This is a genomic window from Streptomyces prasinopilosus, assembly GCF_001419695.1.
Taxonomy (GTDB): domain Bacteria; phylum Actinomycetota; class Actinomycetes; order Streptomycetales; family Streptomycetaceae; genus Streptomyces; species Streptomyces prasinopilosus.
On record NZ_LIRG01000284.1, the window covers coordinates 1 to 16,333 of the forward strand.

Annotated in this window: 14 protein-coding genes and 1 pseudogene; 5 read left to right on the forward strand and 10 right to left on the reverse strand. The window is 72.1% G+C overall.

Going from position 1 to position 16,333, the window contains the following annotated elements; genetic code table 11:
• From AOK18_RS13155 to AOK18_RS13200, 10 genes and pseudogenes are all read right to left on the reverse strand, one after another.
• Positions 1-319, reverse strand: a pseudogene (locus AOK18_RS13155) (hypothetical protein); the annotation flags it as partial.
• The gene (locus AOK18_RS13160) at positions 316-1,614 is read right to left on the reverse strand and encodes an MlaD family protein (RefSeq protein WP_055572185.1); all 1,299 of its coding nucleotides are present in this window, start codon (positions 1,612-1,614) and stop codon (positions 316-318) included. The pseudogene AOK18_RS13155 and the gene AOK18_RS13160, both read right to left, overlap by 4 nt.
• Positions 1,611-2,993, reverse strand: a complete 1,383-nt coding sequence (locus tag AOK18_RS13165) for an MCE family protein (RefSeq protein ID WP_079104993.1) — start codon at positions 2,991-2,993, stop codon at positions 1,611-1,613. Before AOK18_RS13165 ends, AOK18_RS13160 begins: the two co-directional genes overlap by 4 nt.
• Positions 2,990-4,051: an MCE family protein gene (locus AOK18_RS13170; RefSeq protein WP_055694464.1), complete on the reverse strand. Its 1,062-nt coding sequence runs from the start codon at positions 4,049-4,051 to the stop codon at positions 2,990-2,992. Before AOK18_RS13170 ends, AOK18_RS13165 begins: the two co-directional genes overlap by 4 nt.
• Positions 4,048-5,172 carry an MCE family protein gene (locus AOK18_RS13175; protein WP_079104994.1) on the reverse strand — a complete coding sequence of 375 codons (1,125 nt, stop codon included), beginning with the start codon at positions 5,170-5,172 and terminating at the stop codon, positions 4,048-4,050. The genes AOK18_RS13170 and AOK18_RS13175 overlap by 4 nt, the downstream gene beginning before the upstream one ends.
• Positions 5,169-6,227 carry an MCE family protein gene (locus AOK18_RS13180; RefSeq protein WP_055572183.1) on the reverse strand — a complete coding sequence of 353 codons (1,059 nt, stop codon included), beginning with the start codon at positions 6,225-6,227 and terminating at the stop codon, positions 5,169-5,171. Before AOK18_RS13180 ends, AOK18_RS13175 begins: the two co-directional genes overlap by 4 nt.
• Complete coding sequence (locus tag AOK18_RS13185) at positions 6,224-7,477, reverse strand: MCE family protein (RefSeq protein WP_055694465.1); 1,254 nt, start codon at positions 7,475-7,477, stop codon at positions 6,224-6,226. The genes AOK18_RS13180 and AOK18_RS13185 overlap by 4 nt, the downstream gene beginning before the upstream one ends.
• A gap of 1 nt (position 7,478) precedes the next feature.
• The gene (locus tag AOK18_RS13190; protein ID WP_055572181.1) at positions 7,479-8,285 is read right to left on the reverse strand and encodes an MlaE family ABC transporter permease; all 807 of its coding nucleotides are present in this window, start codon (positions 8,283-8,285) and stop codon (positions 7,479-7,481) included.
• Between the two features lie 5 nt (positions 8,286-8,290).
• On the reverse strand, positions 8,291-9,055 hold the full coding sequence (locus AOK18_RS13195) for an MlaE family ABC transporter permease (RefSeq protein ID WP_055572180.1): 765 nt from the start codon (positions 9,053-9,055) through the stop codon (positions 8,291-8,293).
• Positions 9,052-10,056 carry an ABC transporter ATP-binding protein gene (locus AOK18_RS13200; RefSeq protein WP_055572179.1) on the reverse strand — a complete coding sequence of 335 codons (1,005 nt, stop codon included), beginning with the start codon at positions 10,054-10,056 and terminating at the stop codon, positions 9,052-9,054. The genes AOK18_RS13195 and AOK18_RS13200 overlap by 4 nt, the downstream gene beginning before the upstream one ends.
• A gap of 717 nt (positions 10,057-10,773) precedes the next feature.
• On the opposite strand from AOK18_RS13200, the gene AOK18_RS13205 reads away from it, so the two are divergent.
• From AOK18_RS13205 to AOK18_RS13225, 5 genes are all read left to right on the forward strand, one after another.
• The gene (locus AOK18_RS13205) at positions 10,774-11,409 is read left to right on the forward strand and encodes a hypothetical protein (RefSeq protein WP_055572178.1); all 636 of its coding nucleotides are present in this window, start codon (positions 10,774-10,776) and stop codon (positions 11,407-11,409) included.
• 132 nt (positions 11,410-11,541) lie between these two features.
• Entirely contained in the window at positions 11,542-12,156 is a 615-nt protein-coding gene (locus AOK18_RS13210; protein ID WP_055694466.1) for a hypothetical protein, read from the forward strand.
• A 103-nt stretch (positions 12,157-12,259) separates the two neighbouring features.
• Positions 12,260-13,834, forward strand: a complete 1,575-nt coding sequence (locus AOK18_RS13215; protein WP_055694467.1) for a DUF6801 domain-containing protein — start codon at positions 12,260-12,262, stop codon at positions 13,832-13,834.
• Between the two features lie 42 nt (positions 13,835-13,876).
• Positions 13,877-14,818, forward strand: a complete 942-nt coding sequence (locus AOK18_RS13220) for a hypothetical protein (RefSeq protein ID WP_055694468.1) — start codon at positions 13,877-13,879, stop codon at positions 14,816-14,818.
• Between the two features lie 216 nt (positions 14,819-15,034).
• A complete protein-coding gene (locus AOK18_RS13225; RefSeq protein ID WP_055572174.1) occupies positions 15,035-16,246 on the forward strand; it encodes a PucR-like N-terminal domain-containing protein in 1,212 nt (403 codons plus the stop codon).
• Positions 16,247-16,333 lie beyond the last annotated feature (87 nt).

Genomic DNA, 16,333 nt, shown 5'->3' on the forward strand with positions numbered 1-16,333 from the left:
CGGTGACGGCGGCCTCGGTGACCGTGCCGCGCGCCGAGGCGCCCGCCTCGGCCTCGGTGCCGCCCAGTTCCTCGCGCAGGGGGCCGGTGGAGGCGGCGCGCCAGGCCTGGATGCCCTTCTCGGCCCGCTGCCGGGTGGAGGCGTCGAGGGTGGTGAGCACGGCGACGCCCTCGCGTCCGTCGGCGAGCGCCCGGTCGCGTTCCCGGCCGTGGGCGAGCGCGTCGTCGGTGCGTGCCTGGGCGTAGGTCCACGCGCCGGTGCCGCAGAAGCCGAGCGCCAGGGCGAGCCCCACACCGGTGAGGACACGGGTCCGCTTCATCGGGTGCTCCCGGTGGCCGGGGTGAGGAGGCCCGTCATGTCCGCGGGTGCCTCGCCGGCCTGGCCGGGCAGGGCGAGGGCGCCGGGGAGCGCCGGGCCGGCCGCCCTCGCCCCGCTGTCGCCGCTGCTGCCGCTGCTGCCGCTGCCGGAGGGCAGGGTGCCGGGCTTGGCCGGTTCGGGGACCGGGCCGCCCTTCGGGGCGTTCGCCGAGCCGCGCACGTTGACCCCGTCCGCGGCGGGGGCGGTGCAGGCCGCGCCGGTGTTGAGGGCGGGCGTGGTGCCGAGGTCGAGCCCGTTGCGGTAGCGGGTGGCGCCGTACCCGGCGGTGCAGGGCAGGGGGTTGAAGAAGGTGACGGCCATGCCGAAGTTCAGCTTTCCCCCGTCGACGGCGGTGGCGCCGGCGGCGACGGCCGCCGGGACCTTCACCAGGAACTCCTCCGTGCCGCGCTGCCGGGTGACGGCGACCTCGGAGGTGGTGAGCAGGTTGGCGAGGACGACGCCGAGGCTCGGGTCGAGGTCCCGCAGGAGGCCGCTGACCTGGGTGGCGGCGTCGGGGGTGACGGTCAGCAGGCGGCGCAGGTCGGCGTCGGAGCCCTTGAGGGCGCGGGCCAGTTCCTCCGCTCCGGTGGCGAAGTCCCTGATGGCCTGCGCCTCTTCGGCCTGGGTGCGCAGGACGGTCTCGCCGTCGGTGATGAGCCGGGTGGTGGACGGCAGGTTGCGGTCGGCGGCCTCCACGAAGCCGCTGCCGCTCTCCAGCAGGACCTCGAGGTCGTCGCCGTGGCCCTCGAAGGCCTTGCCGAACTCGTCCACGACCGTGCGCAGGTCCTCGAGCGGTACGGAGTCGGCGAGGGCGTTCACTCCGGTGAGGACGTCGGTGACGGGGGCGGGCACCTCGGTGTCGGTCTGTTCGATGCGGGTGCCCTCGGCGAGGTAGGGGCCGCCGTCGCTCTCGGGCCGCAGGTCGATGTACTGCTCGCCCACGGCGGAGAGTCCGGCGACCACCGCGCGGGTGTCGGCGGGGATGCTCGGGGCGGACTTCTTGATGCGGAGTTCGGCGACGACGCCGTCGGCGGTGAGGCCGATCGGGCCGACCCGTCCCACGGAGACGCCCCGGTAGGTGACGTCGGAGTGGGTGAACAGGCCGCCGGTGCGCGGGAGCAGCACGTCCACGGTGTAGTGGTCGGCGACGCCGACGTACCGGCCGAGGTCGGCGTAGCGGATGCCGAGGTAGGAGAGGGCGAGGACGGCGACGAGGAGGAAGGCGAGGTTCTTCAGCCGTACGGCGAGGGTGATCAACCGGACGCACCTCCCCGGGCGGTGGCCGGGTCCGCCGGCGCCCCGGAGGCGGTGGAGGCGGAGACGGAGGGCAGGGGCAGCGGGGGCGAGTGCTCCGGTGCGGGCCGCCGCGGCGACGGTGTTCCCGGCGACCGGGCCGGTTCCGGTTCCCGGCCGGACTCCTCTTCCCCGCCGGTCCTCGCGGAGGAGGGCCCCTTCCCGGCCGCCGCCGGGCCGCCGTCCGCCGGGGCGGAGGGGGAGGCCGTGCCCTGCGGCACCAGGGGCGGGATCACCTGGGTGCCGGGGACGGCGGTCATGTCCAGGTACACGTTGAGGTAGTCGCCCTTCACGCCCCGCAGCACCTCGTCGGTGAACGGGTACGTCAGCAGCACCTGGAGCGAGTCGGGCAGGTCCGTGCCCGCGTCCGCGAGCGCCTTCAGGGTCGGCGCGATGGCCTTGAGGTCGGCGATCATGTCGTCCTTGCTCGCGTCGATGGTGGAGACGGCGACGCCGGAGAGGGTGTCGAGGGAGCGCAGCATGGTCAGCAGGGAGCCGCGCTGCCTCTCGAGCGTCTTCAGTCCGGGCGAGAGGTCGGTGAGGACGGTGCCGACATCGTCCTTGCGGGTGGCGAGGGTCGCGGAGAGCCGGTTGGCGGCGTCGAGGGCGTCGGTGATGTCGCCCCGGTTCTCGTCGAGGTCGGTCACCAGGGTGTTGACCCGTTTCAGCACGGAGCGGACCTCGGGCTCGCGTCCGCCGAGCGCCGCGTTGAGTTCCCGGGTGATGGTCTTGAGCTGGTTGACGCCGCCGCCGTTGAGGAGCAGGGACAGCGCGCCGAACACCTCCTCGACCTCGGTGTCGCGGCCGGTGCGGGAGACCGGGATGACGCCGCCGTCCTCCAGCCGCCCGGACCCGGTCCCGGCTGCGCTGCCGGACTCCCTTGCGGGTGCGGCGAGTTGGACGTACTTCTCGCCCAGCAGGCTGGACTGTTCGAGCCGGGCGGTGGCGTCGGCGGGCAGCCGCACGTCGCCGTTGATCCTCATGGTGACGCGGGCCGACCAGGCGTCGTCGCCGAGTTCGACGGCGGTGACCCGGCCGACGGCGACGTCGTTGACCTTCACCGCGGACTGCGGGACCAGGCTGAGGACGTCGCGGAGTTCCGCGGTGACGGTGTAGGGGTGGTCGCCGAGGTCGGCGCCGCCGGGCAGCGGCAGGTCCTCGATGCCGTCGAAGCGCGGGAGGCCGGTGGTGGCCGCGCCGAGGGCCAGGGCGAAGCCGAGGCCGAGGGCGAGCAGTCCGCCCAGGGTGAGGCCGGCCGCGCCGCCCGTGGTGAGCACGCCGCGCCTGATCCCGTCGGCCGCCGGACCGGCGCGCCGTGCGCCGCGCTTCCTCGTCCCCTTCATCGCTCCCCCTTCCCGGAGGCCGCCGGTCCGCCGTCGTTCCCGGTCGCGTCGCCGCCCGTGGCCGGGGCGCCCGCCGCGGGCAGGGGCAGCAGCGGTCCGCCCATGCTGATCTCGTTGAGGTTGGCGCGGCCGTCGAGGGTGCGGGTGTCGGGGTTGTAGGCGCGGACCAGGTTGCCCGCGGCCAGCGGTGCCACGTCCAGGGCCTCGGCGAGGGAGGCGCGCTGCTCGACGAGGGTCCGGGTGACGGGGACGAGCCGGTCGACGTTCTTCTTCAGCTCGCCCCGGTTGTCCTCGATGAAGGTCTTGACCTGGCCGAGGGCGGTGCCGAGTTCCTCGAGCGCGCCGGTGAGGTCGTCCTTGTTGTCGGCGAAGAAGGTGACGACCTCGTCCAGGCGTTCCTGCGCGGTCCGCACGTCGGTGTCCTTGTCCTTCAGCATGGTGGTGAAGGTCTGGAGCCGGCTGAGGGTGCTGAACAGGTCGCCGCTGCTGCCGTCGAGGGTCCTGGCCGCCTTGCCGAATTCCTCGATGCCCGTGCCGATGGCCTCGCCGTTGCCGTCGAGGTTGGCGGCGCCGGTCGTCAGCAGGTCGGACAGCGCGCCGGCGGAGTTGGCGCCGTCCGGGCCGAGGGCCTCGGACAGTTCGGTGACCGACGCGTAGAGCTGGTCGATCTCGACGGGGGTGCGGTTGCGGGAGGCCGGCAGCACGGCGCCCTCGGCGAGGGCGGGCCCCGAACTGTGGGCGGGGGTCAGCTGCACGTAGCGGTCGGCGACGACGCTCGGGGCGACGACGACGGCCCTCGCCCCCTCGGGGACCTTCACGCCCTCGTCCAGGAGGAGGCCGACGCGCACCGTGGTGCCCTGCGGCCGCACCGACTCCACCTCGCCGGCCCGCACCCCGAGGATGCGCAGGTCGGATCCGGCGTAGATGCCGACGGCCCGGTCGAAGTAGGCGGTGATGCGGGTGCCCTCGGAGCCGAGGACCCGGACGGCGACCAGGCCCCCGGCGGCGAGCACCGCGAGGGCGAGCACGCCGGTGAGGACTCTTCTGCGTCTGCTCATCGTTCACCGTTCCCCTGGGCCGCCGCCTGTTTCGGCGGCATGCAGCCGGTCTCGGGCAAGGAGGTCTCGGGCAGGTAGGTGCGGGGGACGACACCGCACAGGTAGCTGTCGAACCAGCGGCCGTTGCCGAGGGTGTTGCCGACGAGGCGGTAGTACGGCCCGGCCAGCGCGAGGGTCTTGCCGAGCTGGGCGCTGTTCTTCTCCAGGACGCCGGTGACCCGGCCGAGGGCCTTGAGGGTGGGGCCGAGCTGCTTCTCGTTGTCGTCGACGAGGCCGGCGAGTTCGGTGCCGAGTTCCCTGCTCCCCTTGAGGAGGGCGCGGATGGCGGCGCGGCGGTCCCGGAGTTCGCCGAGGAGGGTGCCGCCGTCCTCCAGGAGGGTCTCGAAGCTGGACTGCTTGTTCTGCAGGGTCTTGGTGAACGTGGCGCTGCCCTTGAGGAGTTCGGAGAGTTCCGCGTCCCGCTTGGAGACGGACTTGGACAGGGCGGACAGGCCGCCGGCGGCCTTCCTCACGTGCGGCGGGGAGTCCTTGAAGGTGTCGGAGAGGGTCTCGAAGCTCTCCGCGAGCCTCCGCGTGTCGATGGCGTCGACGGTGCCGCTGAGGTCCTGGAACGCCTGCGTCACGTCGTAGGGGGAGGTGGTGCGGGACAGCGGGATGCGGCTGCCGGGGTCCTGCCGGGCGGAGCCGAGCGGGTCGAGGGCCAGGTACTTGTCGCCGAGGAGGGTCTTGATGGCGATGGCGGCGGTCGTCCGGTCGCCGAGCCAGGCGTCCTCGACCTCGAAGGTGACCTTCACCTTGGCGCCGTCGAGACCGACACCGGTGACCCGGCCCGCCTTGACGCCGGCGATGCGCACCTCGTCGCCCTCGTCGAGGCCGGCCGCCTCGGAGAAGTCGGCGCTGTAGGAGGTGCCGCCGCCCAGCGGCAGCCGCTCCACGTTGTACACGAGGGCGGCGAGCAGGGCGAAGCCGAGCAGTCCGACGACGGCCACGGCGACGGGGTCGCGTTCCCTGACCGGCTTGACGCGCGGGCGCCGGGACCCGGCCGCCGACCGCCCGGCCGGCTCCGTCTTCCCGGGCCCGGCCGGCTCGTCGCTCCCGCCGCGTCGGGTGAAGGGCCTCATCCGCGGCACCTCGATTCGGTGATCGCGATGCCGGTCGGCGGTTCGGAGCCGTCGGAGGTGGTCACTCCGCTCACGCGTGCCTCGCAGAGGTAGAGGTTGAGCCACGAGCCGTAGGAGGACAGGCGGGCCAGGGCGGTCATCTTGGCGGGGGTCCGGTCGAGGAAGTCCTCGATCTGCGGGGTGCGCTCGCCCAGGCCCTCCGAGAGCCGCCCCAGTTCGCGGATGTCCTGCTTGAGGGGCGCGCGTCCGTCCTCGAGGAGGCCGGCGGTGACGGTGGTGAGGTCGCCCATGGCCTCGACCGCCTCGCCGAGGGGTTCGCGGTCCTCGTTGAAGCCGGAGACGAGGTCCTGCAGGGTGTCGACGAGGTCGTCGAAGCCGGCCTCGCGGTCGTTGAGGGTCTTCAGGACGGTGCTGAGGTTGTCGACGACCTGGCCGATCACCTTGTCCTTGGCGGCGACGGTGGTGCTGAGCGAACCGACGTGGCGGATCAGGCTGTCGACGGTGGCGCCCTCGCCCTGGAGGACCTGCACGATCGATCCGGCGAGCTCGTTGACGTCCTTCGGGGACAGGCCTTCGAACAGGGGCTTGAACCCGTTGAAGAGCAGGGTCAGGTCGAGGGCGGGCGTGGTGCGCTCGAGCGGGATGGTGGCGCCCTCGTCGAGGGTGCCGGTGAGGTCGCCGCTGCCGCGGTCGAGGGCGACGTAGCGCTGGCCGACCATGTTGAGGTACTTCACGGCGGCGGTGGCCGACCGGGGCAGCCGGCGGTCGTCGCGGACGGTGAAGGTGACCTGCGCGGTGCGGCGCCGCACGACGCGGACGTCGGTCACCTCGCCGACCTCCACCCCGGAGATCCGCACGCTGTCGCCGTCGGTGAGCCCGGTGACGTCGGTGAACAGGGCCTTGTAGCTGTGCGTGCCGGAGCCCACGCCGGTGTTGGCGACGCTGAGGCCGAGCACGGCCGTGGCCAGGGCGGTGACCAGGACGAAGACGAGGGATTTGAGCAGCGTTCCGGTCAGCGGGCGGCGCCGGGTGTGCGCGTGGTCCGGGGTGCTCATCCGAGGGTCACCTCCGTGCCGCGGTAGACGGGGCCGACGAGCAGGCTGCTCCAGTCGGGCAGGTCCGCGGGGCTGCGGCCGGCCGCGGGCGCGAGCAGTTCGTTGACGAGGGCGTTCTCCTGCGGGGAGTTGGCGGGGCCGAGGTCCTCGTCCGTCGCGGCGGACGCCCGGGCGGCGGGGGCGGCGGACGCGCCGAGGTAGGGCACCGGGTGGCAGCGGGGGCCGCCGCCGGAGTCGTACGCCGGGGTGTCGCGGCCGGGCACGTAGGCGCCGCGCGAGGGGACGGTGGTGACGTCGACGTGGATGCCGGGCCGGTCGGTGCCCTTGCCGAGCGCCTTGTCCATGGCGGGCACGAACTCGGCGAGGGTGCGCAGGGTGCAGGGGAAGGAGGCCGAGTACTCGGCGAGCAGTTCCAGGGTGGGCCTGCCGGTGGCGCTGAGGCGGATGACGGTGTCCTCGTTCTTGCGCAGGAAGGCCGTCATGTCCTCGGCCGTCCGGGTGGTGGCGCCGAGGGTGCCGGCGAGGTCGGCCTCCTGCGCGGCGAGGGTGCCGCTGGTGGTGGTGAAGTCGGTGAGCGCCGTGATGATGTCGGGCGCGGCGTCCGCGTAGACATGGCTGACCTTCACGAGCTGTCTGAGGTCCCGGTTGAGGGTGGGCAGGTGGGGGTTGAACTCCCGCAGGTGGTCGTCGAGCACGCCGAGCGTGTCGCCGAGCCGGTCGCCGCGTCCCTCCAGGGCCTGCGAGACGGCCGAGAGGGTCGCGGAGAGCTTCTGCGGCTGGACCGCGGTGAGCATCGGCAGGACGTTGTCGAGGACCTGCTGGAGTTCGACGGCGTTCTCGGAGCGGTCCTGGGGGATGACGGCTCCGGCGGCCAGCGGCCGGGGCGAGGGGTTCTGGGACGGCACGAGGGCCACGAACCGTTCGCCGAACAGGGTGGTCGGCAGCATCTGGGCGCGGACGTCGTCCGGTACCCGCTCCAGGGTGCCGGGCTTCATCGCGAGGGTGAGCCGGGCCCCGTCGCCGTGGGCGTCGATGGAGCGGACCTCGCCGACGACGACGCCGCGCAGTTTGACCTCGGCGCCCGGGTGCATCTCGTTGCCGACGCTGCCGGTCTCGACGACCACCGGGTCGGAGTCGGTGAACCTCTTGTCGTAGACGGCGACGGCCAGCCAGATCAGCAGGGCGGGCACCAGCAGGTACGCCACCCCGGCACAGCGGCGGCCCAGGGTCGCGCCTCGTCGTCCGCTCATGTCACCCCGCCACCTTCACGGTCGTGGTCGCGCCCCACAGGGCGAGCGACAGGAAGAAGTCGGTGACGCTGATCAGCACGATGGCGTTGCGCACGGACCGGCCGACGGCGATGCCGACGCCGGCGGGGCCGCCCGTGGCGCGGTAGCCGTAGTAGCAGTGGGCCAGGATCACCATCACGCTGAAGATCAGCACTTTCAGCACGGAGAGCAGTACGTCCGTGGGGGAGAGGAAGAGGTTGAAGTAGTGGTCGTAGGTGCCCCGGGACTGCCCGTTGAACAGGACGGTCACGTAGCGGGACGCCACGTAGGAGGAGAGCAGCCCGATCGCGTAGAGCGGGACGATGGCGACGACGCCGGCGATGATGCGGGTGGTGACCAGGTAGGGCTTGGAGCGGATGCCCATGCCCTCGAGGGCGTCGATCTCCTCGTTGATGCGCATGGCGCCCAGCTGGGCGGTGAAGCCGGCGCCGACGGTCGCCGAGAGGGCGAGTCCGGCGACGAGCGGGGCGATCTCGCGGGTGTTGAAGTAGGCGGAGACGAATCCGGTGAACGCGGCCGTGCCGATCTGGTCGAGGGCCGCGTAGCCCTGGAGTCCGACGACGGTCCCGGTGAAGAGCGTCATCGCGATCATCACGCCGATGGTGCCGCCGATGACGCCGAGGCCCCCGGTGCCGAAGGCCACCTCGGCCAGGAGGCGCTGCACCTCCCTGAGGTAGCGGTGCAGGGTCCGCGGGATCCACAGCAGGGCCCGTGCGTAGAAGAGCAGTTGGTCGCCGGTGCGGTCGAGCAGGGCGAGCGGGGAGGCCATCGCGCTCAGCCTCCCTTCGGCGGGACGATCTGGAGGTAGACGGCCGTCATCACCATGTTGACGAAGAAGAGCAGCAGGAAGGTGATGACGACGGACTGGTTGACGGCGTCGCCCACGCCCTTGGGGCCGCCGCGCGGGTTGAGGCCGCGGTAGGCGGCGACGATGCCCGCGATGAACCCGAAGACCAGCGCCTTGAGTTCGCTGATGTACAGGTCGGAGAGCTGGGCGAGGGCGGAGAAGCTGGACAGGTAGGCGCCGGGGGTGCCGCCCTGCAGGATCACGTTGAAGAAGAAGCCGCCGAGGGTGCCGACGACGGAGACCAGGCCGTTGAGCAGGACCGCCACGGCCATGGTGGCCAGGACCCGGGGGACGACCAGGCGCTGGACGGGCGAGACGCCCATGACCTCCATGGCGTCGAGTTCCTCGCGGATGGTGCGGGAGCCGAGGTCCGCGCAGATGGCGGAGCCGCCGGCGCCGGCGATGAGCAGGGCGACGATGAGCGGGCTCGCCTGCTGGACGACGGCCAGGACGCTGGCGCCCCCGGTGAACGACTGGGCTCCCAGCTGCTGGGTCAGGGAGCCCACCTGGAGGGCGATGACGGCGCCGAAGGGGATCGAGACGAGAGCGGCGGGCAGGATGGTGACGCCCGCGATGAACCAGAACTGCTCGAGGAACTCGCGGAACTGGAAGGGTCTGCGGAAGACGGCGCGGCTCACCTCGGCGGCGAGCGCGAAGAGCCGGCCGGTCTGCCGCAGGGCACCGGTGATCATGTGCCGCTCCCGGCGGCGGGCATCCGCAGGGTGGGGGCCTGGGCGCTGTACGCGTAGGTGTCCCGGATGGCGGCCTGCGCGGCGGGCGGCAGCCGGTCGAGCATGCCCATGACCCGGTCGCGCCGCCGGGCGACGGCCAGGCGCGGCGGGAGGCCGGGCGAGGGCTCCAGCTGCGGGACGATCCTGCGGGGCCCGGTCCCGCCGGGGACGCCCGCCTCGGCGGCGAGGGTGGCCGCGTCCTTCTCCTCGGACATCCCGATGGGGCCCTCGCGCCGGCCGTCGAGGAACTGGGCCACGACCGGCTCCTCACTGGTGAGCAGCACCTCGCGCGGTCCGAAGGTGACCAGTTCGCGCCGGAAGAGCATCCCCATGTTGTCGGGCACGGTGGCGGCGATGTCGAGGTTGTGGGTGACGATCAGCATCGTCGCGTCGATCTGCGCGTTCAGGTCGATCAGCAGCTGGGAGAGGTAGGCGGTGCGGACCGGGTCCAGTCCGGAGTCCGGTTCGTCGCACAGGACGATCTGCGGGTCCAGCACGAGCGCGCGGGCCAGGCCGGCCCGCTTGCGCATGCCGCCGCTGATCTCCCCCGGCAGCTTGCCCTCCGCGCCCAGCAGTCCGACGATCTCGATCCGCTCCATGACGATGCGGCGGATCTCGGACTCCTTCTTGCGCGTGTGCTCGCGCAGGGGGAAGGCGATGTTGTCGAAGAGGGACATCGACCCGAAAAGGGCTCCGTCCTGAAACATGAGACCGAACAGTTTCCGGGTCTCGTAGATATCCCCCTGAGGGCTGTTCACCATGTCCACCCCATTGATGAGGACACGGCCCTCCTCGGGCTTGATCAGCCCTATGAGCGACTTCAGGAAAACCGTCTTCCCGGTGCCGGACGGCCCCAGCATCACGCTCACCTCTCCGGCAGGAAGGGTGAGGGTGACGTCCCGCCAGATGCTCTGCTTACCGAAGGACTTGGTCAGGCCCTCGACCACCACTTCGATTCCCATATCACCTCCAGCGGACGCAGGTCGGATGTGCACCGCGGGGCGCACGTTAAGTCGGTGGGGGGTGCAATGACAACGGGTGCGGTGCCGGATTCCGGTCCCTTTCCCGGAACTTGTCACCGCGCAGACAACCCGCCGGCCGCACTTGTCTCCGGGGAGACAGGAGCAGGGTCCCGCGGCTTTGGGGGTGCGGATCCGCGAGACCCTGCCTGCGGACGTCCGGGCCCGATGGGAGGACGAGGCCGGAAAACATCCGTCGTGGCCCGGGCCGGCGGGGGGCCACCGACCTGGAACCGAGCACGACACCGGCACGTTACGGCCCAGTAACCTCGCCGGGCAAGAGCGGGATCGGAGTTTTCCGGGATACCCGCTTCAGCCATCCGGAACCTGTCACGGGGCAGACAGAAAACACTCCGGGAACTGTCACCGAGTGAGCAGGACGGCTGAACGGGAGGGGGCGGGCGGCGAGATCCCGCCCCGGCCGGCGAAACGTCGACATTGACACTTGATGACTAAGACGACGCGTGGACCACTCACTCCGGAAACAGATACTTCTTCTTTCAAAAGAATCATGAACAGCAGCATTGTTCGGCTAAGTTTCCCGCAAGTAACGTCATTTCTCGCGGACGGGGAACACCGAGCCGCGGGCCGCACGGCCTTCCCTCGATCGACCGGCCACGGCCCACCTCTGCCGGCCAATCCACTAGGAGTTCTGACGTCATGAAGAAGAACACGAGAAGGTTCGCAGTCGTGGCGGGTGCGGCCGCGGCCGCCTTCGGCCTCACCGCCGCGCCCGCCTCGGCGGTGCCCTCCACCACCTGGACGGTCACCCCGTCGGGCAGCTACACGGCGACGAACAGCGGCAACATCGTGCTGACCGCCACCATCCCGATGACCTGCACCACCTCGGGCGCGTCGGGCACCATGGCCAGCACCACGGGCAACCCGGCGACGGTCGCCGCCATCAACGCCATCAACTTCGGTACCTCCGCGTCGCCGTGCACCAGCGTCCTGGGCAACGTCACCACCGTGGCGGTCACCCCGTGGACCGTGGTGGCGACGGACTACACCGCCTCGACCGGTGTCACCAAGGGCTACATCGGCAACGTCAAGGCCAACGTGACCGCCGGCGCCTGCAAGTTCACGGTGACGGGCAAGGCCACCGCCACCTACACCAACTCCACCGGCATCCTGGCGGTCAGCAGCGTCTCCGGCGACCTGGCCGTCAGCTCCAGCCCCGCCCCGGCGAACTGCGGCACGGTGATCACGACCGCCACCAAGCCCATCTTCAAGGGCAACTACGCCATCAAGGCGTCGAACGGCACCGTACCGAAGATCGTCGGCACCAACCCGTAAGGCGCCGACCGCTCGCGTCCGCCCGGCCGGCACAACCGGCCGGGCGGACGCGGACTGTCCGTGCCGTGCCCCACCGGTCCCGCTCATCGCGGGACCCCGTCCCCGGCAACCGTCCATGAGAGTGCGTGCCTCATGAAGCAGTCCCTCGCAAGAGCCGCGGTCGCGGCCGGTACGGCCGCGGCCGCCTTCGGCCTCACCGCCGCTCCCGCCACGGCGGTGCCCTCCACCGTCTGGACGGTCACCCCGCCGGGGCCCTATACGGCGAAGAACGTCGGGAACGTCACCCTGGCCGCCACCATCCCGATGACCTGCACGACGTCGACCGCAGCGGGCACCCTCGCGAACGGCACGGGCAACCCGGCGCCGGTCGCCACCGTCGACACCATCACCTTCGGCTCCCCCGCCTCCCCCTGCAGCAGCGTCCTGGGGAACATCAGCGTCGTCACGGGTACTCCCTGGACGGTCGTGGCGTCGGACCACAACGCCTCCACCGGCGTCACGACGGGCTGGATCGACCACGTGCACGCCACCCTGTCCTTCGGCGCCTGCAGGTTCACGGTGACGGGCAGGGCCACCGCCACCTACACCAACTCCACCGGCGTCCTGGCCGTCAGGAGCACCGCCGGCGAGCTGGCCGTCAGGAACCCCGTCAACTGCGGCACGTTGGTCACGACCGCCACCAGGCCCACCTTCAAGGGCGACTACCTGGTGAGCGGGGGCCGACAGGTCATGGGCTCCCAACCGTGAGGCGCCGCCCGCCCGGCCGGACGGAGGGGACGGGCCGCCCACGCCGAGAACCCCGCGGATGCCGGCAGCAGGTCTCCGGTCCCCACCCTTGAATGGAGCAGTGTTGAGAGGCAACCGCACCGCCGGGCCGCGTCCTCCCCGTGCCCGTGCCAGGAGCGCGGCGATCGGCGCGTTCGTCGTGCTCGCCGCCATGATGCCGGCCGCGGCCTCCGCCACGGGTGCCCAGGAGGTCGACGCCGAACTCTCCTACGTCTGCGCGCTGCCGTCCGGACGGCAGCCCGTGACGGTACGGGTCTCCGCGACGTTCCCGGAGCGGGCCGAGCCGGGTGAGGCGGTCTCGCCCACCGACGTCACCACCACCGTGGAGTTCCCGGCGGAGGCGGTCGCGGACCTCACCGCGCTCGAGGCCGCCACCGCGCGGGCCGCCACCCGCCTCACCGTCGGCGTCGCCCAGAACGCGGCCACGGCCGAGGCGACCTGGCGCGGCACCGCGGAACCGGCCGCCCTTCCCGGTTCCGGACCGCTGACGCTGACCGCGACGGGCGACGTGCCCTCGGTGACCGGCCGGGGCGACGGCGACCTGTCCTTCTCCGCCGGGAACCTCGCCGTCGACCTGGAACTCGGCACGGCGGACGGGACCGCCGCCGGCCCCGGTTCGCTGACCGTCGACTGCACCCCCGACGCGGACACGCCGGACGGGGGACTGCTGGCCACCGTGCCGGTCGGCACGGGCGCGTCGGAACCGAGCGGTTCGCCGTCCTCCCCCGGGCCCTCCTCCGGAGCACCGGACCCGTCCCCCGGGACGCCGAAGGAGCCGGAGGGCCGGCAGGGGGACCGGGCGCCGAAGGTGACGGAGGACACGCCCGGCGCGGTCGCGGACCGCGACGCACCGCAGTGCGCCTACGACGAGGAGAACCCGTTCACGTCGGCGTCGTTGAACGCGTACATCACCGGCTACACGAACGTGAGGAAACTGAACGGCGCCTCGCTCCTCCCCCTGTCCTGCGTGCTGCTCGAGCAGGGTGCCCTGGACGTCATACCGGACGAGGACGGCGTCCTGCACGTCGTGATCAACGCCACGGGCCGGCTGCACCACCAGGGCCGCATGCAGACGCCTCCCTTCAAGGCCACTTTCCTCACCTTCGGCTTCACCCCGACGACGGCCACCATGGTGCTGGAACAGACGGGTCCCATGACCGTCCGCTTCGACACCGCGCTGCTGGACAAGCTCGTGGGCGAGACCGTCATCCGGGTCCCCCTGTCCCTGCGGGTGACCGACCTCGAGGTCAACGGCACCCCCCTGGACGTCGGGCCCGACTGCAGGACCGAGAAGCCGCTCAGCTCCACCGACCCGGATCCCGCGAACCACCCCGGTGACCATCTGGTCCTGCACGGCCGGGGTGAGCACAGCCCGCCCGAGGACGCCACCGGCTACATGCTCCTCGACGGCGGCCCGCTGACCGGCGAGGCGACCATCCCCGCCTTCACCGGCTGCGGCTCCAAGGGCGAGAAGCTCGACCGCCTCCTCACCGCGTCCGTCTCCGGACCCGGCAACTACATCAAGCAGGTCCAGGGCCGGACGTGCCTGCCGAGCTCCCCGGTGTTCGAGACCCCGCTCACCAAGGGCCAGTGCACGGAGGACCTCCAGCCCTACCAGATCCCCGTTCCCCAACGCTGAACCGCCCCCGCTCCTCCCTCCACCGTCGGAAAGGTCATCACCATGCCCCAGTTCCCCACCCGCGCCGGTCTCGCCACCGTCTCCGCGCTGACCGCGCTCGGCGCCTTCGTCTCCATGGGCACCGCGACCGCCGCCGAGACCGCTCTGAACGGCGAGTGGGCTCCCTTCACCCGCTGCCCCGTGGACGCCCCCGCGATGCTGGCCGCGGACGGCCTCCAGAAGACCCCGCAGTGCGTGGTCTCCACCTCCGCCAGTGGCTCCATCAAGCTGGGCAAGACCACCGTCGTCACCGGGAAGACCAATCTCCAGATCGGTGTCGTGCAGAACGCGGACGGCACCAGCAGCGTGGTCGCCCCTCCCTCCGGCGCCCTCGTCGCCGACTCCGCCACCGTCCCCGGCGGCCTGCTCGGCCTGATGTGCCCGAGCGACGTCCCGGTGATCACGGCCATCTGCAAGACGCTCGACGACTCCACCCTCAACAAGATCACCGCCACCATGGAGTCCGTCGGGGCGCCCTACGCCTTCGACCAGACCGCGGGCATCCTCACCGACATGCCGATCGTCGCCCTGCCGGTCCGCATCCACCTGGAGAACCCGCTCCTGGGCGGCAAGTGCTACATCGGAACGGCCGCCAACCCCATCCTGCTGCGTCCGGAGAACCGCACCTACCCCGAGTTCGGGATGAGCTTCTTCCGGAGCGACGGCACTCCCGACGAGGCCGGTGAGATGAGCCGGATCAACCTCACCGGCGCCACCCAGAACGACAGCTCCTTCGCGGTCCCCGCCGCCACCGGCTGCGGCCTGAACGTCGGCCTGATCAACGCCGCGGTCAACGCGAAGACCGGGCTGCCCTCCGCCGCCGGGAACAACAGCCTCACCCTCAACAGCACCCGGACCCACCTCACCGGTCTCAACGCGCCCGGCACCGTCGCTCCCGACGCCGGCAAGGTGCTCGCGGAGAACTGGCACTCCGCCGTCAGGTAACGGCCACCGAACGGCGGTTCCCGGCCGTCCCCCCGGACGGCCGGATTCCCCGTACACCACTTCTGCTCAAATCGTGTACAAGGCAATCGAGTTGATTTAGCTTCAGCGTGCCAGAACGGCGTGGCCCCACGGACCCGGTCGGACGTCGTCCGCCCCCGGCGCAACGGCGCCCGGCCGGCCCACCCGCCGGACACATCTGAGAGCAAAGGGTGACTCATGGCCTCGATCGCACGGTCACCGGAGGCCGGGGAACCGCTCGGCCCCCTCCCCCGGCAGTTCGCGGCCTTCATCCGGCCGGAACTGCCGGGACTGCTGCACGAGATACGGGTGGAGGTCACCCGTGCCTACCCGGTGTACGGCCGGCTGTTCAACGGACCCGACGGGGACGCGATCCGCCAGGGCGTGGAGCACACGCTGGCCGCCTTCGTGGACCGGGTGGCCAACCCCGGCCAGAGCTCGGGACCGCGGGACGAACTGCTGCGCCGGTTCGGCCGGGTGGAGGCGTACGAGGGCCGCGACCTGGAGACCCTGCAGAGCGCCTACCGGCTCGGCGCCCGCATCGCGCTGCGCCGCGCCAAGACGGTGGGACGCCAGTACAACCTCTCCCCCGCCCTCGTCCTCACCTTCGCGGACGCCCTCTTCGCGTACGTCGAGGAACTCGAGGCGATCACCCGCGAGGGGTACGTGGAGGTGCGGGAGCGGAGCGCCTCCGAGGTGTCCGCGTTACGAAGACAGCTGCTGCACCTGATCCTGGCCGCGCCGCCGCTGCCCCGGGCGACCGTCTCCGAACTGTGCGAGGCCGCCGCCTGGGAGCTGCCCCGGGAGTGCACCCTCGTCGCCCTCCGGCCCCCGGTGCCCCACCACATCCAGGCGGACCTCGATGGCGACGTCCTCGCCGACCTCGACATCCCGCAGCCGTACCTGCTCGTCCCCGGGGCCCTCACCCCGCAGCGCCTCACCATGCTCGGCACGGCCCTGGCCGGCACCCGCGCCGTGGTGGGCCTGACCGTGCCGCTCACGCAGACCGCCGACTCCGTCCGCTGGGCCCGCCGGGTGCTCCAGCTCATCGACGACGGCGTCGTGCCCGACGCCCCGCTGGTCCACTGCGCGGACCACCTGACGACCCTGTGGCTGCTGTCCGACCCCGCCCTCGTCGACCACCTCGCCGCCCGCGAACTGGCCCCCCTCGACGGGCTGTCCCCCAGCCGGCGCGACCGGCTCGTCGAGACCCTCCGGGTCCACGTCTCCACCCGGGCACCCGCCGAGCAGGTCGGCGAGATGCTGGGCGTCCACGCCCAGACCGTCCGCTACCGCCTGCGGAACCTGGACGGTCACCTGGGCGACAGCCTCAGCGACCCCGACCACCGCTTCGCCCTCGAAGCGGCCCTGCGCGCCCTCCACCTGCGCGGCCGCGCCGGCCGGGAGTGACCCGCCCGGCCGGCCCCCGCGGGGCCGGCCGGTGCCGGTGGAGCGCGGTGCGCGGCCGTGCGCCCGCCCCCGGGCCGCCGGTCCGGG